This window comes from Rhodococcoides fascians NBRC 12155 = LMG 3623 (genome assembly GCF_001894785.1).
GTDB classification, from domain to species: Bacteria; Actinomycetota; Actinomycetes; order Mycobacteriales; family Mycobacteriaceae; genus Rhodococcoides; species Rhodococcoides fascians.
On sequence record NZ_BCWW01000011.1, the window covers coordinates 192,098 to 218,871 of the forward strand.

General features: G+C 64.1%; 26 protein-coding genes. 6 read left to right on the top strand and 20 right to left on the bottom strand.

Annotated features, from left to right (window positions below; genetic code table 11):
* Window positions 1–19: 19 nt before the first annotated feature.
* From RFA01S_RS22050 to RFA01S_RS22105, 12 genes are all read right to left on the bottom strand, one after another.
* Window positions 20–274: a hypothetical protein gene (locus RFA01S_RS22050; RefSeq protein ID WP_032408456.1), complete on the bottom strand. Its 255-nt coding sequence runs from the start codon at window positions 272–274 to the stop codon at window positions 20–22.
* On the bottom strand, window positions 259–1,509 hold the full coding sequence (locus RFA01S_RS22055) for an XdhC family protein (protein ID WP_072692186.1): 1,251 nt from the start codon (window positions 1,507–1,509) through the stop codon (window positions 259–261). Before RFA01S_RS22055 ends, RFA01S_RS22050 begins: the two co-directional genes overlap by 16 nt.
* Window positions 1,510–1,516: 7 nt before the next feature.
* The gene (locus RFA01S_RS22060; protein WP_027497873.1) at window positions 1,517–2,143 is read right to left on the bottom strand and encodes an SRPBCC family protein; all 627 of its coding nucleotides are present in this window, start codon (window positions 2,141–2,143) and stop codon (window positions 1,517–1,519) included.
* Complete coding sequence (locus tag RFA01S_RS22065; RefSeq protein ID WP_032408457.1) at window positions 2,140–2,643, bottom strand: (2Fe-2S)-binding protein; 504 nt, start codon at window positions 2,641–2,643, stop codon at window positions 2,140–2,142. Before RFA01S_RS22065 ends, RFA01S_RS22060 begins: the two co-directional genes overlap by 4 nt.
* On the bottom strand, window positions 2,640–5,006 hold the full coding sequence (locus RFA01S_RS22070; protein WP_032408458.1) for a xanthine dehydrogenase family protein molybdopterin-binding subunit: 2,367 nt from the start codon (window positions 5,004–5,006) through the stop codon (window positions 2,640–2,642). The genes RFA01S_RS22065 and RFA01S_RS22070 overlap by 4 nt, the downstream gene beginning before the upstream one ends.
* Window positions 5,003–5,854, bottom strand: a complete 852-nt coding sequence (locus RFA01S_RS22075) for an FAD binding domain-containing protein (protein ID WP_032384077.1) — start codon at window positions 5,852–5,854, stop codon at window positions 5,003–5,005. Before RFA01S_RS22075 ends, RFA01S_RS22070 begins: the two co-directional genes overlap by 4 nt.
* Entirely contained in the window at window positions 5,854–7,284 is a 1,431-nt protein-coding gene (locus RFA01S_RS22080; RefSeq protein WP_238325195.1) for an MFS transporter, read from the bottom strand. The genes RFA01S_RS22075 and RFA01S_RS22080 overlap by 1 nt, the downstream gene beginning before the upstream one ends.
* Window positions 7,281–8,540, bottom strand: coding sequence for an FAD-dependent monooxygenase (locus RFA01S_RS22085; RefSeq protein WP_032408459.1), 1,260 nt, complete (start codon window positions 8,538–8,540; stop codon window positions 7,281–7,283). The genes RFA01S_RS22080 and RFA01S_RS22085 overlap by 4 nt, the downstream gene beginning before the upstream one ends.
* A gap of 1 nt (window position 8,541) precedes the next feature.
* Window positions 8,542–9,573, bottom strand: coding sequence for a 2,5-dihydroxypyridine 5,6-dioxygenase NicX family protein (locus tag RFA01S_RS22090; RefSeq protein WP_027497879.1), 1,032 nt, complete (start codon window positions 9,571–9,573; stop codon window positions 8,542–8,544).
* Window positions 9,551–10,444: a carbon-nitrogen hydrolase family protein gene (locus RFA01S_RS22095; protein WP_052060949.1), complete on the bottom strand. Its 894-nt coding sequence runs from the start codon at window positions 10,442–10,444 to the stop codon at window positions 9,551–9,553. Before RFA01S_RS22095 ends, RFA01S_RS22090 begins: the two co-directional genes overlap by 23 nt.
* The gene (locus RFA01S_RS22100) at window positions 10,441–11,073 is read right to left on the bottom strand and encodes a flavin reductase family protein (protein WP_081371394.1); all 633 of its coding nucleotides are present in this window, start codon (window positions 11,071–11,073) and stop codon (window positions 10,441–10,443) included. Before RFA01S_RS22100 ends, RFA01S_RS22095 begins: the two co-directional genes overlap by 4 nt.
* 159 nt (window positions 11,074–11,232) lie before the next feature.
* Window positions 11,233–12,267, bottom strand: coding sequence for a formamidase (locus tag RFA01S_RS22105; RefSeq protein WP_032408460.1), 1,035 nt, complete (start codon window positions 12,265–12,267; stop codon window positions 11,233–11,235).
* Window positions 12,268–12,379: 112 nt separating this feature from the next.
* Here RFA01S_RS22105 and RFA01S_RS22110 point away from each other — a divergent pair, with 112 nt between their 5' ends.
* The gene (locus RFA01S_RS22110) at window positions 12,380–13,450 is read left to right on the top strand and encodes a LacI family DNA-binding transcriptional regulator (protein WP_052060951.1); all 1,071 of its coding nucleotides are present in this window, start codon (window positions 12,380–12,382) and stop codon (window positions 13,448–13,450) included.
* Here the strand turns inward: RFA01S_RS22110 and RFA01S_RS22115 are convergent.
* From RFA01S_RS22115 to RFA01S_RS22130, 4 genes are read right to left on the bottom strand one after another with little or no spacing between them, the layout of a single operon-like run.
* The gene (locus tag RFA01S_RS22115) at window positions 13,406–14,344 is read right to left on the bottom strand and encodes a PfkB family carbohydrate kinase (RefSeq protein ID WP_032408461.1); all 939 of its coding nucleotides are present in this window, start codon (window positions 14,342–14,344) and stop codon (window positions 13,406–13,408) included. The genes RFA01S_RS22110 and RFA01S_RS22115 overlap by 45 nt on opposite strands.
* Window positions 14,341–15,807: a purine-cytosine permease family protein gene (locus RFA01S_RS22120; protein WP_027497882.1), complete on the bottom strand. Its 1,467-nt coding sequence runs from the start codon at window positions 15,805–15,807 to the stop codon at window positions 14,341–14,343. The genes RFA01S_RS22115 and RFA01S_RS22120 overlap by 4 nt, the downstream gene beginning before the upstream one ends.
* A gap of 30 nt (window positions 15,808–15,837) precedes the next feature.
* Window positions 15,838–16,839 (bottom strand): ADP-ribosylglycohydrolase family protein, encoded by a 1,002-nt coding sequence (locus tag RFA01S_RS22125; RefSeq protein ID WP_027497883.1) that lies wholly within the window; start codon window positions 16,837–16,839, stop codon window positions 15,838–15,840.
* A 33-nt stretch (window positions 16,840–16,872) separates the two neighbouring features.
* The gene (locus RFA01S_RS22130; protein WP_052060990.1) at window positions 16,873–17,610 is read right to left on the bottom strand and encodes a GntR family transcriptional regulator; all 738 of its coding nucleotides are present in this window, start codon (window positions 17,608–17,610) and stop codon (window positions 16,873–16,875) included.
* A gap of 283 nt (window positions 17,611–17,893) precedes the next feature.
* Here RFA01S_RS22130 and RFA01S_RS22135 point away from each other — a divergent pair, with 283 nt between their 5' ends.
* On the top strand, window positions 17,894–19,645 hold the full coding sequence (locus RFA01S_RS22135) for a pyruvate dehydrogenase (RefSeq protein ID WP_032364269.1): 1,752 nt from the start codon (window positions 17,894–17,896) through the stop codon (window positions 19,643–19,645).
* Between the two features lie 47 nt (window positions 19,646–19,692).
* Here RFA01S_RS22135 and RFA01S_RS22140 read toward each other — a convergent pair whose 3' ends face one another.
* A complete protein-coding gene (locus RFA01S_RS22140) occupies window positions 19,693–21,171 on the bottom strand; it encodes a carboxylesterase/lipase family protein (RefSeq protein WP_032408462.1) in 1,479 nt (492 codons plus the stop codon).
* 140 nt (window positions 21,172–21,311) lie between these two features.
* On the opposite strand from RFA01S_RS22140, the gene RFA01S_RS22145 reads away from it, so the two are divergent.
* The gene (locus RFA01S_RS22145) at window positions 21,312–22,004 is read left to right on the top strand and encodes a TerD family protein (RefSeq protein WP_032408560.1); all 693 of its coding nucleotides are present in this window, start codon (window positions 21,312–21,314) and stop codon (window positions 22,002–22,004) included.
* Window position 22,005: 1 nt separating this feature from the next.
* On the opposite strand, the gene RFA01S_RS22150 is transcribed toward RFA01S_RS22145, so the two are convergent.
* Window positions 22,006–23,097, bottom strand: a complete 1,092-nt coding sequence (locus RFA01S_RS22150) for a DNA polymerase IV (protein WP_032408561.1) — start codon at window positions 23,095–23,097, stop codon at window positions 22,006–22,008.
* A 34-nt stretch (window positions 23,098–23,131) separates the two neighbouring features.
* Here RFA01S_RS22150 and RFA01S_RS22155 point away from each other — a divergent pair, with 34 nt between their 5' ends.
* Window positions 23,132–23,560, top strand: coding sequence for a DoxX family protein (locus RFA01S_RS22155; RefSeq protein WP_032408562.1), 429 nt, complete (start codon window positions 23,132–23,134; stop codon window positions 23,558–23,560).
* On the opposite strand, the gene RFA01S_RS22160 is transcribed toward RFA01S_RS22155, so the two are convergent.
* Window positions 23,554–24,546 (bottom strand): isopenicillin N synthase family dioxygenase, encoded by a 993-nt coding sequence (locus tag RFA01S_RS22160; RefSeq protein WP_032408563.1) that lies wholly within the window; start codon window positions 24,544–24,546, stop codon window positions 23,554–23,556. The two genes, RFA01S_RS22155 and RFA01S_RS22160, sit on opposite strands and share 7 nt — an antisense overlap.
* An 86-nt stretch (window positions 24,547–24,632) precedes the next feature.
* On the opposite strand from RFA01S_RS22160, the gene RFA01S_RS22165 reads away from it, so the two are divergent.
* The gene (locus RFA01S_RS22165; protein ID WP_032408463.1) at window positions 24,633–25,301 is read left to right on the top strand and encodes an SIMPL domain-containing protein; all 669 of its coding nucleotides are present in this window, start codon (window positions 24,633–24,635) and stop codon (window positions 25,299–25,301) included.
* A gap of 24 nt (window positions 25,302–25,325) precedes the next feature.
* Complete coding sequence (locus RFA01S_RS22170) at window positions 25,326–26,075, top strand: YqjF family protein (protein ID WP_238325196.1); 750 nt, start codon at window positions 25,326–25,328, stop codon at window positions 26,073–26,075.
* On the opposite strand, the gene RFA01S_RS22175 is transcribed toward RFA01S_RS22170, so the two are convergent.
* Entirely contained in the window at window positions 26,054–26,656 is a 603-nt protein-coding gene (locus tag RFA01S_RS22175) for a DUF6188 family protein (protein WP_052060953.1), read from the bottom strand. The two genes, RFA01S_RS22170 and RFA01S_RS22175, sit on opposite strands and share 22 nt — an antisense overlap.
* Window positions 26,657–26,774 lie beyond the last annotated feature (118 nt).

A 26,774-nucleotide genomic window follows, 5' to 3' on the forward strand; every position in this document is an offset into this window, starting at 1 on the left:
GACGCCCGGTGAATCGGCGTCATCGGGTTTGACGCAGCGAGCCCGTTATCGGTTCCGTGCCGGGCGGTGACGGAGCTCGGTCCCGTACTTCCTCGATGGTCTCGGGTACATCGTCGTCGGCACGTTTCGCGTGGCAGCGGTCGGTGGTCACGGCAGCACCTCGGTGGGTCCAGCGGTGTGGAATCGTCGTGGAATTGGCTGCGGTGCCGACGACGGCGCTGCGGCGGTCGGCCGTACCGCGGTCACGTTGACGGCGGTCTACGGCGTCGGACATGTAGTGGGGCCATTGGTGATTGCGCCCCCGATCGGCGATTCGCAAGCAATCGCCATCGCGGCCGGGGCGCTGGTGCCGGGAACTGCTGGTGAAATGCGCGTATCGCAGTCGACCGCGCCACGCTGAGCCTCACCGCCACGGCCGGTTCTGCCGTGCAACGGGCCGGTGCCGTCACGTAAACGACCGCCGGATCGCCCGTTGGACACCGCAACCATTTCGGCGACGATCGACAGCGCCGTCTCCCCAGGGGTGCGCCCGCCGAGGTCGAGACCGACAGGCGACGACAACCGCGCGAACGCGGCCTCCCCGACACCTCTGTCGACAAGACGTTCACGTCGGTCCTCGTGCGTTCGACGGCTGCCGAGCACGCCGATGTAGCCGGCAGGGGTGCGCACTGCGACGTCGAGCAACGGGACGTCGAACTTCGCATCGTGTGTGAGCACACACAGGGCGGTGGTGCAGTCGATCAGCCCCTTGTCCCACTGTGCCGTCAGATACTCGTGCGGCCAGGCCACGACAACCTCGTCGGCGTGTGGAAAGCGCTCCTCCGTAGCGAATATCGGCCGGGCATCACACACCACGGTGCGGTAGCCCACGATGGTTGCTGCGTGAGCAACGGCGTCGGCGAGGTCGAGCGCACCGAAGACGATCAGGAGCGGTGGGGCTCGAAACGATCGCACGAAAACCTCGACGATGCCGTCGTCGACGTCGATTTTTCGCAGTCCGCTTGCACCGTCCGCCAACATCACCCGAGCGAGCGATACAGCTCCCTCATCGAGCGTCGGGGTGCCGATGGAACCGGACGAGCCGTCGGCAGTCACCACGAGGTGTCCGCCCGCAGCACCGGAGGCGACTGTGACTTCGGCGACCGATGATCGCGATGATATTCGCGCCAACAGTTCTTCGTAGTGCGGGCGACTGTCCCGATCGACTCTGTCGACCACAACGTCGACCGTTCCGCCGCAGGTGAGTCCGATGGCAAACGGATCGTCGGCTGTGACGCCGAACCTCAGACGGTCGACGAGTCCACCCGTCGCCGCCGACACTGCCGCGTCGAACACTGCACCCTCGACGCATCCGCCGGACACCCCGCCGAGGGCGGTACCACCGGCGTCGACGGCCATTACCGCACCGACGTCCCGCACCGCGCTGCCTGAGGTGGCCACGACAGTAGCCACACCGAACGGGCGTCCGTCTACGAACCAATCGTGCAGTGTGCCGGCGAAGTCGAGCATCGCGAACCTACCGACGTCCGAAGGCTCTGGATACCAACCAGCCCTCGACCATTCCGGCGAGAAAGATCCCCGCGACCGGTGCGTACTTGCGCACCGGTTCGGGCATCAGAGACATCGCATTCAATTCGCCGCCCATCGGACTCGGAACAGCGGTCTTCACTGCTGCAGGCGCGGTGGGATCTGCCGTAGCCGAACCACTGAGCAACGCACCGAGATTGACGGCGAACTGTTGCAACACCTTGTTCGACACCGCCACGATCGCGCCCTTGCCGAACGAGACGATCTTGCCGCTGATCACCAGATCGGTGTTCAGGGTCAACCGCGAACGGTCACCGATCGACTCGACCGCGAGATCGACCTGAGCCTCGGCATCGCCGTTTCCGTGCGAGTCCGCACCCTTGGCTTCGAGTGTGAGCGTGCGGGTCTCGGCGTCGACTTCGAGGAACCGAATCGTGCCGGCGTACGACGCGCTGATCGGCCCGACCTTGACCTTGACTCCACCGAGGAAAGTCTCGCCGTCCTTGCCGGTGATAGCGGCCCCGGGTACACAGGTCGCCACTTTCTCGACGTCGTTGATCAGCCTGAAAACGTCGTCCGCGGACGCGTCGATGTCGAGGGTGTTGGTCAGTATCACTGGGAAACTCCTTTCGCGCAGCCGACGCAGCGGCGCTGTTCGGCGCACGAGTCGATGGCCTCGACGATGGTCTGGTATCCGGTGCAACGGCAATAGTTCGAGGCAACCACCTCGCGGATCTGTTCCTTGGTGGCATCGGGATTGTCGGCAAGATATCCCTCGGCCAGCATCAGGAATCCCGGCGTACAGAATCCGCACTGCAGTCCGTGGTGGTCCGCGAACGCTTGTTGCAGATCGTTGAATTCGCCGTCGATGCCCAATGATTCGACGGTCCGAATCTCGGAGTTCTCCACCTGCGCGGCAAACGTCAAGCATGCGCGCGCCGGCTTGCCGTCGATCAGGACAGTGCAGGCCCCGCACACGCCGTGCTCGCAACCCACATGAGTTCCGGTCAACTGCAGGTCGTGCCGTAGTACGTCGACCAGGGTGCGGCGTGATTCGGTGATCACCTCGTGCTCGGTACCGTTGACGGTCAGTTCGATCAGTTGCTTGTTGCTCATGGCCTTCCCTTCACCAGCGCCGCATGTACAGCAACGGGAGTGATCGGTGTGTCGTTCAGTTCCACTCCCGTGGAACGTAGTCCGTCGTTGACCGCGTTGAGCACCGCGGCCGGTGCGCCGATAGTGCCACCCTCACCGGCTCCTTTGGCCCCGGATTCGGTGAACAGGCAGGGAGTTTCGAGGTGGTGGATCTCGATGTCGGGAATCTCGCACGCGGTGGGCACCTTGTAGTCGATGAAGCTGGCGCACAAAGGGTTTCCGTGGTCGTCGTACGAGACCTGCTCGAACAACGCGCCCGCGATTCCCTGGGCGATCCCGCCCCGACACTGCCCCTCGACAATTTTCGGGTTGATGGCTACTCCGCAGTCCTCGACGCACACGTACTTCAGGATCTCCACTTGACCGGTGCCCTCGTGCAATTCGACGACGACGCCGTGGGTGGCGTTGGAGAACGTGCCGTCGTTGAACACGTCGAAGCTCGCCGTTGCGGACAACCCCGGCTCGACCCCCTTGGGCAGCAACTGTGCCTTGAGGTACGCGACGTCGGCGATGTCCCGGTAGGTGACGTATTTCGAGTGGTCGTCGCGCTGACGGACGCGACCCGAGGCCAGCTCGACGTTGTCGTCGCGGGTCTCCATCAGGTGCGCTGCGATCTCACACAGTTTGTCTCCCAGCTTGTTCGATGCCAGCGCCACCGCACTGCCGCCGATGGTGATCGAGCGAGAGGCGAACGATCCGAAGCCGTACGTGATCCGGTCGGTGTCGCCCTGAACGATCTTCACCTGCTCGACGCCGATGCCGAGACGATCGGCGACGATCTGCGCCATGGTGGTCTCGTGACTCTGCCCGTGGCTCATCGTTCCGGTGGTCACGACGACGGTGCCGGAGGTATCCATCCGGACCTCCGAGATGTCGAACCCCGGCACCACGTTCATCTTTCGGGCGGCGAACGCGCTACTGCCGTATCCCGTTCGCTCGCTGAAACAGGAGTACCCGATGCCGATGTGCCGGCCTTCCGCTGCGGCTCGCTGCTGGAAGTCGTACCACCCACCGTCTCGCACAGTCTGCTCGCACAGATTCAGAGCCTCCAGGTAGGAGCCTGGATCGTAGGTGATGTTGTTGACACCGGTGTACGGGAAGGCGGTGATGACGTTGCGGCGCCGGATCTCCACTGCATCGAGTGCCAGTTCACGGGCTGCGCGCTCGAACAGTCGCTCCATCACCATGACGTACTGCGGGCGTGACACTCCGCGGTACGGCGCTGTCGGGGCCTTGTTGCTGAAGATCGAGCGTCCCCGTACCCGGTACGCCGGAACCTGATATACCCCGGGCATTTCCGCCGAGGCCATGAGCGGCTCTATGCCCGCGGTGAAGGGGTAACACGAGTACGCACCCATGTCGCACACAACGTCCGCGTCGAGGCCGAGAATGCGCCCCTCGGAATCGAACGCGGCCCGCACGTCGTACTGCTGCTCGCGTGCCAGAAACGACGCCGTCAGTGCGTCCTTCCGATCCTCGATCCACTTGACGGGTCGACGGAGCTTCAAAGCAGCTGCCGCGACTGCGATCTCCTCACGGCCGACGACGCATTTCTGTCCGAACCCGCCTCCCATGTCGGGCACGACGACGCGTACCTGGCGTTCGTCGAGACCGAGGCACTGCGCGGTGACGGTGCGAACCTGGTGTGGGACCTGCGTGCAGATGTAGATGATCAATTGCTCGTCGCGGTCGTCCCAGTACGCGATGCATCCGCGTGTCTCGAGCGGCAGTGCGTTCTGACGTCCGGTTCTGGACTGCACGGACACCACGGTGTGCGCGTCGTCGAATATCTCGTCGATGCCGTCGGTGGCGAACATCTGCACGTCCACGACGGTGTTGTTCGGAACCGAATCGTGAACCAGCGGCGCACCTTCGGACATGGCCTGATCTGCGGAGATGACGGCGGTGACGGTCCGGTAGGACACTCGTGCCGCTTCGAGCCCGTCCTCGACGCTGTACGCATCGGCGGCGACGACGATGGCCAGCGGCTCACCGACGTAGCGCACGACATCGTACGCCAGCACGGGCATGTCGGTGGGCACGAATTCGGTCAGAGGACGGGACAATTCGGCTCGGATCGGCCTCAAGTCCAGGTCCGCCGCGGTGAACACACCGCGCACTCCCTCGACTCCGGCGACATCACCGACGTCGAACCCGTTGATGGCTCCGGCCGCGACGGTGCTGCGGACGAACTGCGCGTGCAGCATGCCCGGCATCGCGATGTCGTCGACGAATCTGCCACGGCCGGTGAGCAACCGTGGATCTTCCCGGCGTGCGACCGAGGTACCGACGAATTTCGGCGTGAGAACCTGATCGACGCTCACGTGGGCACCCCCTGCGACACCAGCGCGTCGCTGCAGGCTTCGACGACCAACGTGCGCACCAGGGTGCGGCGGTACTCGGCGGTGAACATGCCCTCGTCCTCCAGTTCCAGTGCTTCGGCTGCGGCGTCCGCGCAGTCGGCGAACGTTCCACCGGCGGCGAGCGCGGCTTCTCCTGCGGGCGATCGCATCGGGGTCGCGCCGACCCCCGCAAGGGCGACGCGTCCGCCGACCACGGCCACGCCGTCGAGATCGAGGGACACTGCTGCGCCCACGATCGCGAAATCTCCCTGCCGCTCGGCGTATTCGGTCACTGCGGCATGCGGTGCCGGGTTCGGGAACACGATCTCGACGATCATCTCGTCGAACGCGAGATCGGTGGAGTAGTACCCGAAGAAGAACGAATCTGCCTCGACGGTTCGCCGCCCCCGCACGCTCTCGACGACGATGCGGGCGTCCAGCAGGATGGCGAGCAAGCACCATTCGGCGGTGGCGTCCGCATGGGCGATGCTGCCACCGACGGTGCCGCGGGTACGGATCGGGTAGTGCCCCACCCACCGCATGGCATCGCGTAGAACAGCGAAGTCTGTTCCCACGTCGCCGGATTCGACGTCATGGTGGGTGGTGAGCGCTCCGATGTGCAGGCCGTCGGATTCTCGGCGGATGTAGCTCAGAGTGTTCAACCCACCCACGTCGACCAGATGCCCGGGCCGGGCGAGGCGGAAGTTCATCATGGCGACCAGGGACTGGCCTCCGGCGATGATCTTCGCGTCCTCGCCCAGCTCGGCCAGCAGGCGCACTGCACCCGAGACATCGCGCGCCCGGTGGTAGTCGAACTGTGCGGGCTTCATCAGACCCGAGCCTCGCCTGCGACTACCTCGGTGGGTTCGTCGACCAGGGTGTCGAGTTCGCGGCCCTTGGTCTCGGGTGCGAAGTACGCCATCCAGATCACCGCGAACAACACGAACGCGGTGACGATGCCGAAGGTCAACGGCAGACCCAGGATCGGCCACATGACGGAGCCGAAAAGCAGCGGCGCAAAGCCCGTGGCCACCCGACTGACCGAGGAGGCGTACCCGAATCCCGAGGCGCGAATGTTGGTGGGATACAACTCCGACACGTAGCAGTACAGCACGGGGATGGTCAGCTGGATGACGAATCCGAAGATGCCGAGCCAGATCAGCGCTGCCGATTGAATGTCGAGCATGACGGCGAACATGACCAGCGCACTGCCGGCGATCGGGCCGGACAGTCCGATGACCCACTTGCGTCCGAAGATCTCGACGATGAACGCGGAGGTGAGCACACCGACGATACCGACTCCGGTCATGAGCGTCGTACCGGCGAAGGCCGCGAATTCCCCGTAGCCCTCGGCCCGCAGGATGGACGGCATCCAACTCAGCGCGGCGTAGTACAGCAGCATGATCGACACGAACAGCATCCACGCTGCGGCAGTGATACGTGGGCTGTAGCGCCACACCGATTTCAGCTGCGTCAGAGCAGCTTTCATGCCGCCTGGACCCTTCGGGGCGGTATCGGCGACGATGACGTACTCGACGGCGTCCGATCCGGTACGAGTCACCATGTCGTCTATGACGGCACGGGCCTCGACTTCACGTCCGACCTTGGCGAGGTAGATCGGCGACTCCGGGATGCCGCGCCGGACCCAGAACAGCAGCAGCGCAGGCAGAACCATGAACAGCAGCATGTAGCGCCAGCGAACATCGCCGTCGATCGGGACGAGCAGTGTTGCCACGACGCCACAGATGGTGGCACCGATCGGCCACCAGACGTCCATCGCGGACAGAATCTTGCCGCGAATGCGACGTGGCGAGAATTCGCTGACCAACGCGTAGTCCACCGGGATGCAGCCGCCGAGGCCGAACCCTGCGAGGAACCTCAGAACGATGAAGATCTCGAAGCTCGGTGCGAAAGCACCGAGGACCGAGAACAGCGCAAAGATCAACAGCGTCAACGAGAATGCGCGTTTTCGCCCGACGCGGTCGGCGATCGTTCCCCACACGACGGCTCCGACGGCCATACCGATCAGGTTGCCGGTGGCGACGAGACCGCGCTCGGCCTGGGACAGATCCCAGTAACTTCCGAGCAGGGGCGTCAAGAAGCCGTTCAGCGCCACGTCCCAGGCGTCGAACATGTAACCCAGCCCGCCGATGACGAAGATCTTGCCCTGCACTCCCCATTTCCAGGGGAGCTCCTGTACTACCTGATCACCAGTCTTCATCGCAGCCTCCGGCTCGGTGTTGTGGTCCGAGATCGTCATCGGACGAACGAGTAATGGAATTTCTCGTCGTCGCTGTCGTCGAGCGGTGTACCGCTCCACAGCCAGTCGTACGAGATGTCGGACTCCCCATCGAACGACGCCAGTGTCGCGTCCCGCTTCTGCTGCTCGGGTCCATCGGGTATGTGGTAGAAAGTCTTGTTCTGCAGGCTCGCATCCTGCACCATCCGCGCGTGCCGGGCCCGGCGAAAGACGTAGCGCGCCAATGCGTCGTCGATTCCGCCCGCGCTCACCTTCGCGAGTTCCTCGGCGAGCACCGCCGCATCTTCCATTGCCTGCGATGCGCCCTGCGCCTGGTACGGCAGCATGGCGTGGCACGCATCGCCCAGCAGCGCGACGCGGCCGTCGGTCCAACGCGGGTCGGGTCTGCGGTAGTAGAGCGCCTGGCACAGCACGTTCTCGTCGGCCTTGGACAGCATCGCGTGGGCGCGGTCGTCCCAGTCCGGGAACGTCGCCATCAGTTCCTCGGGCCCGACGAGCCGCGGTCCGCCGTCACGTACTTCATCCGTACACGGTGCCAACGCAACGACATTGAGGTACTCGCCGTTGCGGATCATGTAGTGCACCAGGTGACGGTCGGGTCCATACCAGATGGTGCTCTGGTAGCGATCTACGAGCCAGCGGGTTGCCGGATCCTTGACGATACGGTCGCCGGGAATGAGTGCGCGATACGCCATTTCGCCGGAGAACACCAGCGTGTCGGGCAGGCCGATGAGATCGCGTACCGTCGAGCGGATTCCGTCGGCTCCGATGAGCAGATCCGATTCGTACCGTCGTCCCGCTCCGGTGACTGCGACGGGCCGCATCGGGTCGGTGCGGTCGACCTCGACGACCTTCGCGTCGGTCTCGAACACTACAACCGGGCCGGGGCCGTCGGGGTCGAGGCACTGCGCATGAATGGCAGAGTGCAGGTCTGCGCGGTGGTAGTGCCAGTACGGCGCGTTGAACGTCTTCTTGCAGTATTCGCCGAGCGCGGTGAGCGCGATGACCTTCCCGTTCTCCCAGCGCCTGCGCACCTGATCCATCGGCTCGGTTTTGATCTCTTCGAGTTTCTCTCGCATACCGAGGGCGATGAGAATGCGGCTGGCGTTCGGTGCGGTCTGGATGCCTGCTCCGACCTCGCCGAGCTCGGCGGCGGCTTCGAGTACCGTCACCTTGATTCCTCTGTGCCGCAGCGAAAGCGCTGCAGTCAGCCCGCCCAGGCCGCCGCCGGCGACGACCACTTCGATCGAAGCCATGTCAGTTCTCCACCAATCGACCTTCGGTGACGACGTCGATGCCGTCGATGGATACCGTGCAGGCGCGCATTCCGATGTCGAGGTGTGCGTATGAGTCTCGGCCGAGTACAGGGTGCGGGCCGGTGGACCACAGGAAGCTGCCGGCGAACGCTCGCGCGTCCATACCCATGATGTCGTCCTTGCCGTACATCGCGGCCGCGAACCAGTCGCCGGTCTTCATCAAGCCCCAGCCCATGTGGGACAGGTAGCGCGCCCACTTGTCGTTGGAGTCGGCGAAGAACATGTTGAGCAGTGCAGCTTCACCGCCGCCGGTCACCTCGTCGATGTGGCCGTTGGTGACCGTCAGCGTCGTCTCGTCCCGGACGTATTCCTTGAACGGCAACAAGATATCGCCCTCGGACAGCACGATCTTTCCGTTCGAGATCTCCGGCCAACACAACACCATGGTGGACGGCCAGTGATCCCAGCGGCCCTTGTCGTCGGCGAAGCCCACCTGGAACTCGGGCTGCGAATTGCTCAGTTGCACGGTGAGATCGGTACCGGCTTCGTTGGTGATGCGCATGGTCGAACCGTTGCGGATCAGATCGACGCCTGCCTGGACCCGCTCCTTGTCGCCGTCCTGCGGCATATTCCTGATAAGCACGTCCGGGGCGTCGCACACGAAGATGATGCGTGTTCCGGCGGCCAGGATCTCTTGCTGGATAGGCGCGTGAATGAAGCCCTCGCTGGTCAGATCGACCACGAGATCAGCTCCCTTGAGCATGTCCTGTGCGACCGAACTGTTCATGACCGACACAAGACCGGGGCCCGCACCGGTGTGGGTGCTCGGCATCGGTGCCGGACTGCCGCCGGGAACGGTGGCCGAAAGTACCTGTGCCCCCAAACTTTGAGCCGCTCCGAAGGCAGCCGAGACGTAATCCCCACGGCTCGAAGGCTCCGCGAGAATCACCACCTGCTCTCCTGGCTGCACTTTGCACAGCTCGAGCTGACGGGTGAACGCGCGCAGGAGATCAGCTGATCGCAGATCGAACATCTCGGTTCCTCTCGTGAGGGTTCTCGGTTGAATCGTTCTCGGTGATTCCGCCCAGGCGGGCAAGGTCTTTCAGATAAGGAATGTCGTCGCGTGCGTCGAGCAACTCACGGCGAGTCACTGTTGCCGAGACCGATCCGACGCTCTCGTCCATCTCGACGATGGTGCGTCCTTGCGGTCCGACGATGACGCTGTGGCCCGCGAACCGTGGGCCGTCGCCGGTCTGTCCGGTGAGTCCGGCGGCCGCGACGACGACGCCGTTCTCGAGTGCTCGGGAACGGGTGAGCAACTTCCACACGTGCAAACGGACGTGTCCGAATGCCGACGGTACGGCGATCACATCGGCTCCTCGCTGGACGAGGTCGCGGACCGTCTCGGGGAACCCTGCCTCGTAGCAGATCACGACGCCGATGGTGCCGAACGGAGTGCTGACCAGCAGTCCGCTCTCAGCGCCAGGAGTGAACACCGATTTCTCTCGGTCCCACAGAAAGCGCTTGTGTCCCAGAGCGATCAGGCCGCCCGGGCCCACGACGAGCGAGCTGTCGAAGACGATTCCGTCGGCATCACGAAACGCGATGGCCGTCACCAGAACCGTGTCGGTCTCGGCGGCCAGCGCTCCGAGTGCGGTCGACGTTCGACCGGGTACGGACTCTGCCATGGTTTCGACGCCGTCGAGATCGTAACCGCTGGCGAACAATTCGGGCAGAACGATCACCTTCGACCCGCTCGCGGCGAGAGCCTGCACCTCTGCGCGCACCGCGTCGATGTTCTGCTGCCAGGCTCCGATTCGCGAACCGGTCTGCACCACAGCGATATCGAACGTATCGACAACCGACTCGGTGTCGACGCCGCGCAGCCGGGCCGAGGCGGTCACTGCGCCACCCGGTTCATGTCTGTGGTGTAGAACGGGCCAGCCAGCCTGCCGAGAAAACGGTGTTCGAGAGTATCGACGTGCAGGTCGGCAGTGAGCAGGCCAGGCCTACTGGTCACCGCCGTCACGGTCCCCAACACCAGAGTGTCCGTGCCGAGTGCAATTTCCTGCATCGTGCGGCATTCGAGAGACACCAGGGATTCGAGCACCGACGGGGCCTCGACCGACACCGACGGCACCGCGGTCATGTGCGAGAGCTCGAATTCGTCGACACCGGCATCGACGGTGGCGAAACTCGCGGTCACCGCATCCACGGTGTCGGCGGACGGAATGTTGACGACGAATTCGCCGGTGTCGCGAATGTTGACCAGTGTGTCCTTGAGCTCTCCGGGGAACCCGATGCGTTCACCGATGGAGATCATCAGCGTCGCCGGATTGCGCGAGGCGACGTTGAAGAAGCTGAACGGTGCCAGGTTGCGGACGCCGTCGCCGGAAACGGTCGAGATCCATGCGATCGGACGAGGCTGCACCGCACAGGACAGCAGTTTGTACACATCCCCCGACGACATCGATTCGATGTCGTGGCGGGTGCGATCCGTGAGCTCCAGAGAGTCGCCTACCTGGGAAGTCATCGAAACGAGCCTTCTTTCGCTTGCAGTGCAACCGGTCGTGCAACCGATTGCGTTGCCCTGACGATAGAGGGGTTTCTCGGTCGATGTCGAGCTTTGGGCCACAAATCCGAAACCAATTAATGGCACCGTTACACGGGCACCGGCTGCGTAACCTGCGCCTTACTCGCCGCGCATCCCGGCCCTGGCCGTATCGATCGGACTGCCGTCTCGACGCGGCGGCCCGTACCCCTCCGAGGACCCGTCGACAATGCGAACCTCGTCCTCCCACGGAACCCGGTAGGTTCCGTCGGCGAGATCGCGGACGTAGGTGTACGGGCAGTCACGCGCCCCTCCATCGAGCGCGGTGTACCCACGATGCCCCAGTTGATAGATGTTGTTCTCCACTCCCCACTCGCGACGTGCCGCGTCGGACCTGGCCGGCTCGATCGCCACGGTCACCACCCGATCGGGTGTGGAATCGCCGCGCTCGATGATCGTTCCTTCGTAGTCGCACACCATCGCCTCCCCCATCGACGGGATGCCGTTGCCGTCCTCCCCCGCCAGACAGACCGAGGCCGTGTACGCCAGGTTGTGGAATGCATTGGCCTCGTTGGTGATACGCCAGGACTGCCGAAGAGGGAACTTGTAGCCGGCCGTGCGCAGCAACACGTTGGCACCGCGGTAGCTCGCTTCACGGGCGACTTCGGGGAACATTCCGTCGTGACAGATCAACAGCGACAGCACCGAACCCTTCGGTCCCGGGCAGACCGGCAGACCGATGTCGCCGGGCTCCCACGGCTCCTTGGGCGTCCAGGGGTGAAGTTTGCGGACGTACAGGGCAATCTCACCCTGATCGTCGACGATTATTCCTGAGTTGAACGGCGCTCCCCCGGGGTTGCGTTCCATGATGCTGAAGCACCCCCACACCGTCGACTCACGGCACGCGTCGCGCAATCGCTCCACCTGCGGACCGTCCATGTCGCACATCACCTCGTCGGACGCCCACGACGATTTGCGTAGACCGTGCAGCGAGTACTCCGGGAAGACCACGAGGTCGAGCGCCGCGAACCCGGCCTTCGCCTCGCGCAGCTGCCTGCACACGCGATCGGTCGTCGCGTCGACATCGTCCAAGCTCGTGATCAGCGGAACCTGCTGCTGAACCAGGCCGAGCGTGAGTGACGTCGGCGACGGATTGAGACCACCCAAACCTGTCATCGAATGTCCGTTCCTAGAGGGCAACTTGTTGCGCAAACGATTGCGCACGGTGCTAGCTTAGGGGTCATCAGGGGTCGGGGCAGCGCCGACGGAGGATCGAGGGGAACCGCCAGTGGACAGCACCAGTTCGGGGAGCGTCACGCTCAAAACGGTCGCAGCGGCTGCGGGAGTGCATGTTTCGACCGTCTCCCGTGCTTTGCGACGCGTTGCGCTCGACCCGGCAGGTGCGAGCGCCGGAGATCTGCGATTGTTCGAGCTGGCCCGCGATATGGACTACGTTCCCAACCCCAACGCGGCGAGCTTGACCACCAAGAAATCCACTGCGTTCGGAGTACTCGTCCCGCGATTGACCGATGTGGTGCTCTCTGCGATGTACGACGCCATCGAGGAAACAGCGAATCGTGCCGGGTACGAGACCTTCGTCGCCAACACCCACGACGATCCGATTCAGCAGCGTCGACGCATCGACCTTTTGCTCGGCCGCAACGTCGACGGCCTCATCTTCGGCGATGCTCGCCTCGACAGCGAGAACCTCGAAAACCTCCAGCGCCGAGGGATCAAGTTCGTGCTCATCAGCCGCAGATACCCGGGAATGACCTCCGTGACGTGCGACGACCATCGGGGCGGCTACCTCGCCGGTGAGCACCTGGCCGGACTGGGCCACACCCGAGTGGGGATCGTGTCCGGCCCGGCGTGGGCCAGCACCGGAATCGACCGATTGGAGGGCTGCCGCGCTGCCCTCCGCGACGCAGGCATCGACGTTCCGGACGAGTACGTGCGGGAAGAGGGGTTCGATCCCGATGCCGGAAGGCGCGGGGCGAGCGCCCTTCTGTCACTGCCGACTCCCCCGACGGCGATCTTCGCGACCAACGACTTCAGTGCCATCGGAGCGCTCGGCGTGCTGCGTGAGTCGGGTCTGCAGCCAGGACGCGACGTAGCCGTCGTCGGCTACAACGACATCTCGATCTGCAGCGAGTTGACCGTTCCGTTGACGACGATTCACAGCCCACACCGCGAAATCGGCACGCGCGCAGCAGAGATGCTGCTGGCGGTCACCCATGGACTTCCGGTGTCCTCGATGGCGTTGACACCGACCCTCGTCGTGCGCGACTCGACGGTTCCAGGACGGAGTCGTTTCTCACCCGTCGAGAGGACGACCGCGGATCAACGCGTCGGTACGTGACCGAGGCGGAGCCGTCGCCGGTCCTCGCTCGGTAACCGCAAGTGCTGCAGCAGCATTGGCCCGCAGCGCCGCGTCGTACAGACCGAGCCCACGGGACAGCCCTGCCAACAACACCCCGGCGTGAGCATCGCCCGCGCCGTTCGAGTCCACCGCCTGCACCTCGAACCCCGGAACCGATTGCGACGTCCGTCTACCGCCCGCGATTCGACAACCGTCCGGACCGGTACGGAGTACCACCGCCGCATCGGGCCGCACCCTCGTCACCAATTCGGCCGCGATGGATTCGATATCGACCTCATCCGTCATGAGCATGCCCTCGCGTAGATTCACGCTCACGATGTCGGCACGGGCGAGAACGGCGTCCACCACGTCGCGGTTCAGCGTGGCGATCAATGGAGACGGATCGAACAGCACCGTGACGTCCGCGGGAAGCGTCGGCAGCCACGCGGTCAATGCTGCGGCGTTGCTCTCGTGCGCCAGCCCGTAGCCGGTGACGTACACCAAGTCTGCACTCCGCACCCCTGCCGCCTCGAGGTCCCCGACACCAAGTTCCGCCTCGGCCCCCGGGTAGGTCACGAACGTGCGCTCGGTGTTCGCATCGACGAGGGCGATACAGAACCCCGAGTCCTGTTCAGACGGTGCGGTATTGACTATGCGGGCACCGCTGGCGGACAGAGCTTCGCGGACGATCGAACCATAGTGACCGGACCCGTATCTGCCGGCGAAGATCACCGGCAGATCATCACGAATCGCGGCGACCATCACGTTGAGTCCACCGCCCGCGGTCTCGTTCAGTGACGTCGCTACGACGTCACCTCCCGGAACCGGCACTTCGGGTACGGCCATCACCACGTCGACGATCACCTGACCGGTATGGATCAGTCGCGGACTCACCGAGAGACCGTCTCGGTCCGCCGCGCTCCACCGGTGACGAGATAGAGCCCGGCGGCGATCACGAACGACGCCACCCAGCCGAGTCCGTTGTCACCGATCCAGCTGCCGGACAGCGGTCCGGTGTAGATCACGTCGCCGTCCACCGTGATCGCAGTGAACAGGAAGCCCACCACGATTCCCGCCGCCCAGCTCGCGAAGGCGTACCAGTTGACTCCGCCGGTGTACCAGTAGCGACTGGTGTTGCCCACGTTCATGATCGATGCCGCGTCGTACGTCTTCCGTTTGATCATGTCCGTCATGAACACACCGAGCCATGCCGTCAGAGGTACGGCGAGAACCGAGATGAAGGTGATGAACGGTCCGTAGAAGCCGTCGGAGATCAGCATGAAATAGATGGCGCCGACGAACGTGACGAAGACGTCGACTCCGACCGCATAGACCCGCTTGATCCGGAAACCGAGGGTCAACGTGGTGAGACTGGCCGAATACACCGAAAGATGGTTGGACAACAGCAATCCGCCGAATGCGGTGATCAGATACGGAACGGCCATCCAGGCCGGCAGAATTTCTCGGATTGCCGCAACCGGATCCGATGCGGACGCAAGGCTGTTGTCGCCTGCCGACAGCAGCGCGCCGAGTCCGATCAGCAGAACGAGGGGAATTCCGGCTCCGGCCGCGCTGGACAGCACCAACGAGCCGGCTCCCACACTCTTTCGTTGATATCGCGACATGTCGGCTCCGGCATTCGCCCAACCGATACCTGTTCCAGCAGCTATGGTTCCGACACCGATGACCATCGCACTGATGGATCCGGCCGGGGTACTGGTCACTGCAGTCCAGTCGACGGTGGCGATCAGGAAGATTGCGACGAAGATGTTCAGCGCACCGAAAATCCACGTGGACCAGCGTTGGATGACGAGGATCGCCGCATGCCCCAGACCGCTGACCACCAGTGTGAGCACGATGAAGACGACGATGGAGACGATCGTGACGACGGCATGATCCTTCGCGACGCCGGATCCACCGAAGATCAGTGTGAAGATCGACAGCAACACGAATGCCGCGGTCGTGGTGTTGACGGTTTCCCAGCCGAGTCGCGACATCAGCGAGACCAGTGTGGGGCCGATGTTTCCGCGAACCCCGAAGGTGGCTCGCGACAACGTGAGACTCGGTGCCCCGCCACGTTTACCGGCAATCGACACGATTCCAACGATGGCGAACGAACCCGCCGCGCCCACCAGGGCGACAATCAATGCTTGCCAGATATTCAGACCGGTGAAGACCACCAGGGTAGCCCCGAGCGGTAGACCGAGAATGGAAATGTTCGCGGCGAACCACACCCAGAACAACTGCAGCGGATTACCGTTGCGCTCGTCGTCCGGGACTGGCTCGATCCCCCGAGTTTCCAGAGACAATACGTCGACTGTCGTGTCCGATGCAGACGTGGAAGCGGATGAGGTCATGGTTGTGCTCCAAGGGTGAGTCGAACTGTGTCAGTTCGTGTTACGGAGAGCAAGCAGTCGGTCGACGATGGGCTCCAGATCGAGCTTGTTCACGTCGGTTACCGTTCGTATCGCTTCGCCGGGCCACGCTGCCAGGCCGCCGACGGCACCGCGAATTGCGCCGGCTATTGCTGCGATCGTGTCGGTGTCGCCGCCGATGGTGGCGGCTGCCAGTACGACGTCCCAAGGGTCGTCGTACGCAACGGCCAGAGCGAAGGCCGCTACCACTGATTCCTGTGACGCGACGGACGTGCCGATGACGTCTGCCACTGTGTCCGTGATGGGCCGGTCGGCGGACTTGCCGACCAGCTCGACTGCCCAACGAATACGGGCTGCGATGTTTCCACCGGCGACCCAATATCCCCGGGTGGCCCCCTCGGTGGCGGCGGCGACACCGATGTCGACCGCCTCGTGCAATTCCGCACCCGCGATCCCGGCGCTGATGGCTCCGGCAACCGCTGCGGCGGAGGCTATTCCGAGTGACGTGTTGTGGGTGACGAAACTGCAACTGTAGATCGCGTCGACGAACGGCGCGATACCGCCGTCCAACGATGCCGCAATTGCCGCAGGTGTGATTCGCATGGCCGCACCGTTGGTGCTGCCGAACTTGCCCGCCTCGTTCGGGTCGGAGCCGTCGAGTATTCGTTCCACAGCTCGCTTGGTGGACGGCCCGAGCAGATCCAAAGATCCGCGCGCGGACATCTCGGACTCCCACGCGATCAAGGCGCGGGCGAAAGCCGAGGGATCGACCCTACCGTCACCGTCGATGATCAACTGGGCCAACATGATCGCCTGCTCGGTGTCGTCGGTGATCGAGCCCGCCGACATGCCGTGCGCGATCCGCTGACGGGGACCGGCGGCGACGAATCCGCGTAGTTGGCCGTAATCCTCAGCAATGTCCCCGCGACACATCGATTGCGTCGGCATTCCCAGCGCGTCTCCCAGCGCCAGGCCATAGAAAGCCCCGAGGGCGCGATCGCGTGAAGCAGACATCGAAACAGTCCTCGCAGAGAGTGGGGTCATCGGTCAGGAATTGAAAGTGAGATGGAGCCGAAATCGGTCGGGCGCGAGCAGGCTGACGACCTTCTCGACGAACCGACCCGACGCGTCTCGACTGACACGAATGCTGTGCAGGTACGGGGTGCCCACCGGCACTTCGAGAACGGCTGCATCGGCCGCGTCGACGGGAACCACCGAGACCCATTGCTCGCCGCTGGCAGCCACGAGCCCCGCAGACCTCAAGGTTGCCGTCAGCGATTCTTCTACCAATCCGTTCTCGGGCAGGTCCGCAAGCGAACCGAGCGCCGGAACACGGCTACGCTCCAGCGACACCGGTCGCCCGTCGACCACGTGCCGCACTCGGTCGACGGCAACGAAGTTCAACGTGGAAGTTCCGGCCTCGGCTGCCAACTCGGGGTCGACGATGCGCTCGACCCGGAGAGTGCGGGTGTGCATCTCGACGCCCGCGGAGGACAGGGCCCGCGCCCATCCGTCCGCAGTCTCGATCTGATGACCATCGAAGGTGACGAGTGATCCTATGCCGCTTCGCTTTTGGATGAGGTTCTGTTCTTCCAATTCGCTGAGCGCCGATCGGATGGTTCCGCGACTGACCGAGAACTCGCGGGCAAGGTCGTTCTCTCCGGGCAAGAACGAGCCTGAGGGGATGTCGCCGGACTCGATGGTGCTCTTGAGCGAGGCGAGTACCTGTTGGCGCTTGTGCCGTGCGCGTTCCGGTGTGCGCTGAGTCATAGCGGGCTCGGTCATGTCAGTACCGTACATCCCAAGAATGAACCTGTACAGAGCCTGTTCATTTGAATGTCGCCATCGGCAGACAGCACGTCAGGACAGCCCCAGTCTTCGATGAGTGCTGGCAGGAATTTCGCCACGTGACGGAGATCGCGTCGGGCCTCTACCTGGGCTTTGCTCTTGCGGTAGCGATCGCGCTGCACTTCTATGTTTCGTACACCCTCGGCGCCGGGAAGGCGTCGAGAATGCGCACAGGGCACATCGACCCCGAGGCGCGCTACTACATCCGAGGAGGAAAACTATGTCCACCACAGTGGCCGATCAACTCGTTCGCGGACTCGTCGACGCCGGAGTTCGGCGCATCTACGGAATCGTCGGCGACAGTCTCAACCCGGTGGTCGACGCGGTGCGTCGGACCGGAGGGTCGGCCAAGGGCGGCATCGACTGGATCCATGTTCGCCACGAGGAAGCTGCGGCGTTCGCGGCATCGGCGGACGCGCAGACCACCGGCACCCTCGCCGTGTGCGCCGGCTCCTGCGGACCGGGTAACCTGCATCTGATCAACGGACTGTTCGACGCACACCGTTCCGGCGCACCGGTTCTCGCGATCGCATCCCACATTCCCAGCAGCGAGATCGGGTCGGGGTACTTCCAGGAGACGCATCCCGATCGCCTGTTCGTCGAATGCTCGCTGTACAACGAGTTCGTCTCCACCGCCGAGCAAGCACCGCGCGTCTTCCGCGCCGCGATCAACGCAGCGATCACCGGCGGCGGAGTATCGGTGGTGACGCTCCCCGGTGACATCGCCGAGCTGTCCGCTGCCGGCGCAATGGATCCCATCGCCATTCCGTCGACTCCCGTCGTCACTCCGCCCGCCGCCGACATCCAACAGCTGGCCGACGCCATCAACAATGCCGAGAAGGTCGCGATCTTCGCCGGCTACGGCGTCAAGGGTGCCCATGACGAGGTCGTCGCATTCGCCGACACCATCGGCGCTCCCGTCGGACATTCGTTGCGCGGCAAGGAGTTCATCCAGTACGACAACCCGTACGACGTCGGCATGACCGGCCTGCTCGGCTACGGAGCTGCGCACGCCGGTATCCACGACGCGGATCTGTTGATCCTGCTCGGCACCGACTTTCCGTACCAACAGTTTCTTCCCGAGGATGTCGCGACCGCGCAGATCGACATCGATCCGACCAAGTTGGGCCGCCGTACTTCGGTGAAGTACCCCATCCACGGAGACGTGAGTGCAACTCTGAACGCGTTGGCTCCGTTGGTCACTCGCAAGACCGATCGCCGCTACGCAGAGAAGTGGTTGGACAAGCACAACGACCTGATGGGCAAGACAGTCGGCGCGTACACCCGCAATGCCGAGAAGCTCGTGCCGATCCATCCCGAGTTCGCCGCGTCCGTGCTCGACGATCTGGCCGACGACGATGCCGTGTTCACCACCGACACCGGTATGTGCAACGTGTGGACCGCCCGATACATCAACCCCACCGGCAGAAGAGCTTTCGTCGCCTCGATGCTGCACGGCTCGATGGCCAACGCGCTACCGCACGCCATCGGGGCGCAGTTCGCACACCCGGGCCGTCAGGTCGTCTCCATCTCGGGTGACGGTGGATTCTCCATGATGCTCTCCGAACTCCTCACCGTGGCGATGTACAAGTTGCCGGTGAAGATCGTCATGTTCGACAACTCGACCCTGGGCATGGTCAAGGCCGAGATGCTCGTCGACGGACTCCCCGACTTCGGTGTAGACGTGCCACAGGTCGACTACACCGGAATCGCCAAGGCTGCGGGCATTCACGCGCAGCGCGTCGACCAGCCGGGTGATATTCGCGGCGCACTCGAAACCGCGTTCGCCACGGACGGGCCCGCCCTGGTGCAACTGATCACCGATCCGCTGGCACTGTCGGTTCCGCCGACTCTCACCGGCGAGCAGCTCAAGGGCTTCGCGCTCGCGATGAGCAAGGTGGTCCTGAACGGCGGTGTAGGAGAAGCAGTTCGGATGGCGAAGTCGAACCTGCGTAACGTTCCGCGCCCCTGATCCAGATACGGCACCGGTGGTACGGCCTGTACCACCGGTGCTGTCGTCTACCGGATCTTGTCCCACAGCTCCCGCTGCGCCGCACGAGGATCCTGCACCGAAGCCGACTCCTCGTCGAACGTCATGACCGTTCGCTCCGACCCGTACGGGGCCCAGCCCGGATCGCCTGCCGTGACGAAGTCCACCCAGGCGCGGTGAGTCCGGTCGGCGAGTTTCTGCGGAGGGTTCGGCCCGAGGAGCAAACCTCCGGTGCCCTCGGCGAGGTTGTCGAAGACGAACGGGATCTCGATTGCGTGGCAGGCACCCAGCTTGCCCTCGTACGACGGTGACGGCCAGGCGAATTCGTACATATACGTCGCGGAACCCGAACGAGCCTCGGCAATACGGATGACAGGAATTCGGAAGAACCAGTCGGTCATCGCGGCCATCATGACCTCACCTGCGGTGGCGTCGGGTGTGTCGGCGCGGTAGAGCTCGAGCACCCGGTCCGCGTCGGCACCCATGCCCGCCATGGCCATTCGCAGCAGATTCTCGTCGATGTGCCGGAACACCCCGCTGGGTACGAAGAACAGCGCATGTTCGTCGGAGTTGGATCCGACCATGATCTCGACGTCTGCGGTGGAGCCGGCGGCGATCGCATCGATCGGCCGGGCCGGCACCACGTCCCCGTCGATGTGCGGTTCGTACGCCATGACATTGAGGACCAGCTCGCCCCACAGACGCGGATCGGGTTGCTTGGCAATACGATTCGACAGCGCAGTCTGCGCGGCCGTCAAGTCCGCCACCGGCACCGAACCGAAACCGTCGACGGTGGGTTCCACACCGAGGTCCGACGCCAACGCCGCGGTGACCTTCTTCGCGGTCTCCTCCGTCAGTACGTGGTGCCCGCCGCCGCTCTGCAGGATGGCGCGGCGGAACAGCCCCTTCGCGCGTGGCATCGACAGCAGCGTGCCCACACTCATCGCGCCCGCCGACTCCCCCGCAATCGTCACCTGAGCGGGGTCGCCGCCGAACGCCGTAATGTTGGCGGCCACCCATTCGAGCGCCGCAACCTGATCCAGCAGACCGCGGTTGGCGGGCGCTCCGTCGATCGCCAGGAATCCGTCGACGCCCAATCGGTAGTTGATGGTGACGCACACGATTCCGTCGCGGGCGAACGCGGTGCCGTCGTACGTGGGTACCGCGCCGCTGCCGTTGGTGAACGAACCACCGTGAATCCATACCAGTACCGGCAAGCCCGCAGCCTCGACGTCGGGCGTCCAGACATTCAAGTTCAGGCAATCGTCTCCGTCGATCGCCACCTCGGACAGAATCTGGTCGATCGGGCTGGGAAATCCGGGCTTGGGAGCCGTCGGGCCGAATTCGGTGGCCTGCCGGACGCCCTCCCACGACTCGGGTTGCTGTGGTGCCTGAAAGCGGTGTGCACCGAAGGGCGGTGCTGCGTACGGGATTCCCTTGAAGGCGCTCACCCCCGCAACTGTGCGACCACTGAGTTTCCCTTGCGCGACCTCTACGACCGGGTTCATCGGTTCCTTTCGGTTTCGAACGTGAGAACTCCATAGTGCACGCCCGGCCCACGTCGTCGACTCCGGTTGCGGTTATTCTCGACGGACCGCCCAAACCGGACATCGCGATCCGGAACTCGACCGTTTCGGAAGGCTCCACGATGGCCATCGACTACACCCGCAAGCCCTCCCAGCCAGCCCAGCCCGCCGCGTCGGTCAACCTGAGCAAGGTGACGCTGTCCAAGGCGTCGCCCTCCATCAGTTTGACCAAGTCCGGCGAGAAGCAGGGGTCGATGCGGGTGAATCTCAACTGGTCGAGCGGCGCACCTGCCGCGCAACCGAAGAAGAAAGGCTTTCTGGCGAAGCTGGCCGCCGCGTCGTACGGCACCGGAGGAGTGGACCTCGACCTCGGCTGCCTCTACGAGCTGCGCGACGGTTCCAAGGGCGTCGTTCAGGCACTGGGAAACAGCTTCGGTTCGTTGCAGCAGGCGCCGTTCATCGCGCTCGACGGCGACGACCGGTCGGGTTCGGTCAGCGGCGGCGAGAACATGCATATCAATCTCGCCGACCCCGACAAATTCACGCGCATTCTGATCTTCGCGATGATCTACGACGGCGCACCCAACTGGGCTGCGGTCGACGGCGTGGTGACCCTGTATCCCACCAGCGGCCCGCAGGTGGAGGTTCGCCTGGACTCGGCCGAGAACTCGGCACGGATCTGCTCGATCGCGTTGCTGCAGAACACGTCCGCCGGGATCACCGTGACGCGCGAGGTGGAGTACATCCAGGGCAGCCAAGCCGATCTCGACAAGAAGTACGGCTGGGGAATGAAGTGGGCTGCCGGCCGAAAGTGACCTAGGACGCTGGTTTCGGTTGCGGCGGAACCATTTCCAGTCGCACACCGATCAAGCGAACCTCTCGACTGTGGTCGAGCCGGTCCACCAGGGCCACCGCGGCCGACGTGAGAGTCGCTGCATCGAAGGTTGGCGGGCCCGCGATCGGCGCGCTGACGGTATGCGTCTCGAACGGGGCATACCGGATCTTCAATGCTGCGCGGACCGCAGGCCGGTTCTCGCTTTCGATGTCTGCGAGCACCTTCGACGTCAAATTCGCGACCTCGTCCCTGATCACGGTCCAGTCGGCGACGTTGGTTTGGAACGTGACTTCCCGACTGTGTGATCGCGCGACCCACGGTTCGGACGTCACCGGAGACAGCTCGATCCCCCGCCCCTTCGTACCGAGCCACGGCCCGGTCTTCGGCCCGAACGCCGCGGCAAGGTCTGCGTCGTCCGCATCGGCCAATTCACGGACGGTGGTGATACCGAGTGCAGCAAGCCGGGTGGAGATCTTCTTGCCGATCCCCCACAGCGCATCGGTGCCGCGCTCTCCCATCACCTCGTACCAATTGTCCTGGGTGAGTTGGTAGATACCCTGAGGCTTGTCGAAATCGGTGGCGATCTTCGCTCGAAGCTTGTTGTCCCCGATCCCGACCGAGCAATGCAGCCCGGTCGCATCGAACACCGCGTCGTGCACGGTCCTGGCGAATGTCCTCGGATCGTCGGTCTCGACGCCCAGGAAGGCCTCGTCCCAGCCGATCACCTCCACCACCACCCCGAGGGAACGCAGCGTGTCCATCACCGTCGCCGACGCCTCGTCGTATGCCGGCTTGTCGACGGGAAGAAAGACGGCGTCGGGAATCTTCTTCGCTGCGATCCGCAGCGGCATTCCGGATCCGACGCCCTTCGCCCGCGCCTCGTAGGACGCCGTCGACACCACCCCACGCTCGGTCGGATCTCCCCTGCCGCCGACCACGACGGCTTTGCCCACGAGGTCGGGGTTCCTCAGCACCTCGACCGCCGCGATGAATTGGTCGAGATCGACGTGCAGTACCCAGCGCCGCCGAGTGGCATCGGTCGACGCATGCTCGGTCGAGGTGGTCCCGGTCATGGTCACCAGTGTGCCCGTGGTGTCTCATGGCGCAATGACGAAATCGATATCTCGGACCATCGGCCGGATCGTGCTGGGAGCATTTCTCGTCTTCGCCGGTCTGAGCCATCTGTTCTGGGCACGCAGCACCTTCGCGGCCCAGGTACCGACATGGATGCCCGTCGACACCGACTTCGTCGTCCTGGCTTCGGGCGTCGTCGAGATCGTTCTCGGTCTTGCGCTCCTGATCTGGACTGCTCGCTCAGCGCTCGTGGGATGGGTGGTGGCCGTCTTCTTCGTCGCCGTCTTCCCAGGAAACATCTCTCAATTCGTCACGCACACCGACGCGTTCGGTCTCGACTCCGATGCCGCACGCGGCATCCGACTGCTGTTCCAACCTCTTCTGATCGTGTGGGCGCTGTGGTGCACCGGCGCCTGGGCACAATGGCGCGCCTCGAATGAGGGTCGCAGCCAGCGTCACTGAGCGGAGCTGTGCCCGGCGGGAACGATGCCGTGGTGCAACAGAGCCACGTCGGGATGTGCGCGCGTACGGGATTTCCAGGCATTCGCCCCGTAGGTGTCGTAGATGGGGTTGTCGGGATCGTCCTCGACGCCACGTGAGTGCCGTGCCAGTTCCGGTGGCAGCGTGATGGTCGGTACGACGGCATCGAGTGCGGGACTGAGGAAGTACGGCACCGATACCCGGTCGGTACCCGGCCCGGGGGCGATCACCCGATGCCGCGTCGCGCGGAGGTAGCCGCCCGTCGCCACTTCCAACAGCTCACCGATGTTGACGATGAATGCGCCCTCCAGAGGCGGCACATCGACCCAGGTATCCGTGGTCGTCTCCACCTGCAACCCGGCCGAGTCCGGTTCGACCAGGAGCAGCGTCAACACCCCAGAATCCTTGTGCGCACCCACACCCTGTGAGTGATCCGGCGTCCCCGGGTAGCGCACGACTTTCATCAACGTTGCCGGCGCGGTGCCGAACGCGTCGTCGAACACGTGCTCGTCCGCGCCGAGAGAGGCCGCCCAATGTCTGAGCAGCGCGAGTCCGATCTGCGACACCGATCGCTCCCACTGCTCGAACGTCTCGCGGAAACCCTCGGGTTCGGACGGCCACAGGTTCGGTCCTTGCAGATTCCAGTAGCCCTGCGCATGCTCGATCGCCGGCCGCTCGGGACCGATGTCGATCTGCTCGCGCCAATCGACCCGACCGTTGGTCAGCTCGCCGCCCACTCGCGAATAGCCGCGAAAGTGTGGGCTCTTCAGTTGACTGATCTCGTCCTTGACGGCGTCGGGCACCGCGAAGAATGCCCGCGCCGAACGCAACACGTCGGCCATCCGGTCGGTGCCGATCCCGTGTCCGACGAGGTAGAAGAACCCCGAGTCGTGGGCTGCCTCGCGCAGAGCCCGTCGGAAGGTCTGTGGGTCGTGTTCGGACGACTCGAGATCGAGCACAGGGAGCATGACCCGATTGTCCTCCGCACCTGACGCGTCGGCCAGCAGTGTTGAGATTCGATGAATCCCCGTGCCCGGATGCCAGACTGGACGCCATGAGCCCGGAAGCACTCGACATCACCGTCGTCGGTCACGGCGAGGTGACCTACCCACCCGAACAATGCACGTTGTCCCTGACGGTGCGTACCGACGGCCGCAGCGCCGAGTCCGCGTCGGAGCCGGCGGGGCAACTCGTACGTGAGCTCACTCGCCTCATCGAACCCCTCTACAACAGTGAACACGGGCCGATCGATCGATGGACCATCGATCAGGTTCGGCGTTCCCGTCACCGCCCGTTCAATCAGGACGGCGAACAACTTCCGTACGTCTATCAGGCCGAAGCGTCCGTCGAAGTGAAGTTCAGCCAACTCGACCTGGTGGATGCCTTCGTGTACGCGGCATCCGCTCTCGAAGGGGTCTCGATCGACCACTTCGACTGGGACCTCACCGAACCGAGCAGGAAAGCCCACACCCATGAGGTCCGCGAACGTGCAGTGCAGGATGCTGTGTCCAAGGCAGAGGCCTATGCGTCGAGCCTGGGAAGGGTGACTGTGACGGCCGTGGCCGTTGCCGATCCCGGACTGCTGACGGGGTCTGCCGAACGCGGCGTCACCGAGCCGTCCCACCGCATGCTTGCCGCACAATCCGTGCCCGCCGCGTTCGCCCTGAAGCCCGAGAACATCACGATCTCCGCCAGCGTGCACGCCAGATTCACCGCCTCCTGACATGGCGCGCCTACCCTCGAGTACATGAACCGCGACGATGCCCGACGCCTCTGGCCCCGGCCACCGCTGTTGCCTCGTCCGATTCTGATGGACCAGCGGTGGGAACGACTCGTCTTCCTGCATTGGCGAGTACCGAGTTCGGCCGTCGCGCCGCTGTTACCGGCTGGGTGCGTACCGGACGAGTTCGACGGTTCGTCGTGGGTCGGTCTCATCGGGTTCCACATGGTCGGTGCAGGTCTCGGATATCGGCACCCGGTGCCGTACTTCGGGACCTTCGGCGAGATCAACGTGCGGCTGTATTCGATCGACGCAGAAGGCCGACGCGGTGTCGTCTTTCGCTCCCTCGAGGCGACCCGACTCGCAGTAGTTGTGGGCACCAATGCCGCACGTATCCCCTACCGGTGGGCATCGATCGATATCGACGACGACCAACGAGCAATTTCCTACCGAAGCCGACGGCTGGCACCGCCGAAACGCGGTGCGACGACGGACTTCGGCATCGTCCGGGGCACACGCGACATGTCCGACGACCCGCTGGCGGTCTTCCTCACCGCACGGTGGGGACTGCACACCGCGCTGGGCGGACGCCTGCTGTACGTGCCGAACGTGCATCGACATTGGGCCCTGGTCGACGCGGAACTGACCCACTGCTCGGATCAGTTGGTTGCCGCTGCAGGTCTTCCGGGGGTCAGTACTCGAACACCCGACTCGGTGCTCTACTCGGACGGGGTCGCAACTCAGTTCGGCAAGCCCTATGTGGTGCGTGGTCGGTAGAAGATGACGTGCCCCGACGACAACTCGACGACCCAGTCTCCGCCCGCGTCGGAACTGGCAGTAACGCTCTCCCGAAGCACCAAGTAACCCGCGTCAAGCGGTAGATCGAAATTCAGGCAAGTTCCGTCGGAGAATTCTACGGATGCATCGTCGCCGGTAGAAATACGAACGACGGTCGCACCGATCGAGGGCAGACCCTCCCGAGTGGATACTTCGTCGCTTCGGTGCGGCGGTGCCGGCCACGATTCGACGGTGCCCTCGGCACCACACAGCACGGTCGACCCGTCGGCCGCACAGAATTCCCACGACTCGACCTCGGGTCGTGGATGGGCCACAACTCGCGTCCGTCCGTCGAAAGTCAGACGGAGAACTCCGGATTCGTCGAAGTCGGCATCATCGCAGACGAGACCGAGCAACACGGCGAACGCCCTCAGTCCCTCGAATTGATTGTCTTCGTCGACCACAAGATCATCGACGACGACTTCACTGAACGCGACAGTGGCACCGCTGTCGAATTCGATGGTCAGGTCGAAATCGAGCAGAACCCTGTGGACGCGCTGGCCGTCGACGGGAAGTTTCATCGAACACGACTGTGCCACACGAATCCAGCGCGGTACACAGTGCGGACGCGTTCTTTCGATTGTGTTGTGTTGGTGGTGGTTTCGAATGCAAAATACCCCTGACCGTGAGGTCAGGGGT

Bases quoted from the DNA above. Each gene is read 5' to 3' on its own strand.
- RFA01S_RS22050 (WP_032408456.1), bottom strand. From the start codon at position 274: ATGTCCGACGCCGTAGACCGCCGTCAACGTGACCGCGGTACGGCCGAC.
- RFA01S_RS22055 (WP_072692186.1), bottom strand. From the start codon at position 1,509: ATGCTCGACTTCGCCGGCACACTGCACGATTGGTTCGTAGACGGACGC.
- RFA01S_RS22065 (WP_032408457.1), bottom strand. From the start codon at position 2,643: ATGAGCAACAAGCAACTGATCGAACTGACCGTCAACGGTACCGAGCAC.
- RFA01S_RS22075 (WP_032384077.1), bottom strand. From the start codon at position 5,854: ATGAAGCCCGCACAGTTCGACTACCACCGGGCGCGCGATGTCTCGGGT.
- RFA01S_RS22080 (WP_238325195.1), bottom strand. From the start codon at position 7,284: ATGACGATCTCGGACCACAACACCGAGCCGGAGGCTGCGATGAAGACT.
- RFA01S_RS22085 (WP_032408459.1), bottom strand. From the start codon at position 8,540: ATGGCTTCGATCGAAGTGGTCGTCGCCGGCGGCGGCCTGGGCGGGCTG.
- RFA01S_RS22090 (WP_027497879.1), bottom strand. From the start codon at position 9,573: ATGTTCGATCTGCGATCAGCTGATCTCCTGCGCGCGTTCACCCGTCAG.
- RFA01S_RS22100 (WP_081371394.1), bottom strand. From the start codon at position 11,073: ATGACTTCCCAGGTAGGCGACTCTCTGGAGCTCACGGATCGCACCCGC.
- RFA01S_RS22105 (WP_032408460.1), bottom strand. From the start codon at position 12,267: ATGACAGGTTTGGGTGGTCTCAATCCGTCGCCGACGTCACTCACGCTC.
- RFA01S_RS22120 (WP_027497882.1), bottom strand. From the start codon at position 15,807: ATGACCTCATCCGCTTCCACGTCTGCATCGGACACGACAGTCGACGTA.
- RFA01S_RS22125 (WP_027497883.1), bottom strand. From the start codon at position 16,839: ATGTCTGCTTCACGCGATCGCGCCCTCGGGGCTTTCTATGGCCTGGCG.
- RFA01S_RS22130 (WP_052060990.1), bottom strand. From the start codon at position 17,610: ATGACCGAGCCCGCTATGACTCAGCGCACACCGGAACGCGCACGGCAC.
- RFA01S_RS22135 (WP_032364269.1), top strand. From the start codon at position 17,894: ATGTCCACCACAGTGGCCGATCAACTCGTTCGCGGACTCGTCGACGCC.
- RFA01S_RS22140 (WP_032408462.1), bottom strand. From the start codon at position 21,171: ATGAACCCGGTCGTAGAGGTCGCGCAAGGGAAACTCAGTGGTCGCACA.
- RFA01S_RS22145 (WP_032408560.1), top strand. From the start codon at position 21,312: ATGGCCATCGACTACACCCGCAAGCCCTCCCAGCCAGCCCAGCCCGCC.
- RFA01S_RS22150 (WP_032408561.1), bottom strand. From the start codon at position 23,097: ATGACCGGGACCACCTCGACCGAGCATGCGTCGACCGATGCCACTCGG.
- RFA01S_RS22155 (WP_032408562.1), top strand. From the start codon at position 23,132: ATGACGAAATCGATATCTCGGACCATCGGCCGGATCGTGCTGGGAGCA.
- RFA01S_RS22160 (WP_032408563.1), bottom strand. From the start codon at position 24,546: ATGCTCCCTGTGCTCGATCTCGAGTCGTCCGAACACGACCCACAGACC.
- RFA01S_RS22165 (WP_032408463.1), top strand. From the start codon at position 24,633: ATGAGCCCGGAAGCACTCGACATCACCGTCGTCGGTCACGGCGAGGTG.
- RFA01S_RS22170 (WP_238325196.1), top strand. From the start codon at position 25,326: ATGAACCGCGACGATGCCCGACGCCTCTGGCCCCGGCCACCGCTGTTG.
- RFA01S_RS22175 (WP_052060953.1), bottom strand. From the start codon at position 26,656: ATGAAACTTCCCGTCGACGGCCAGCGCGTCCACAGGGTTCTGCTCGAT.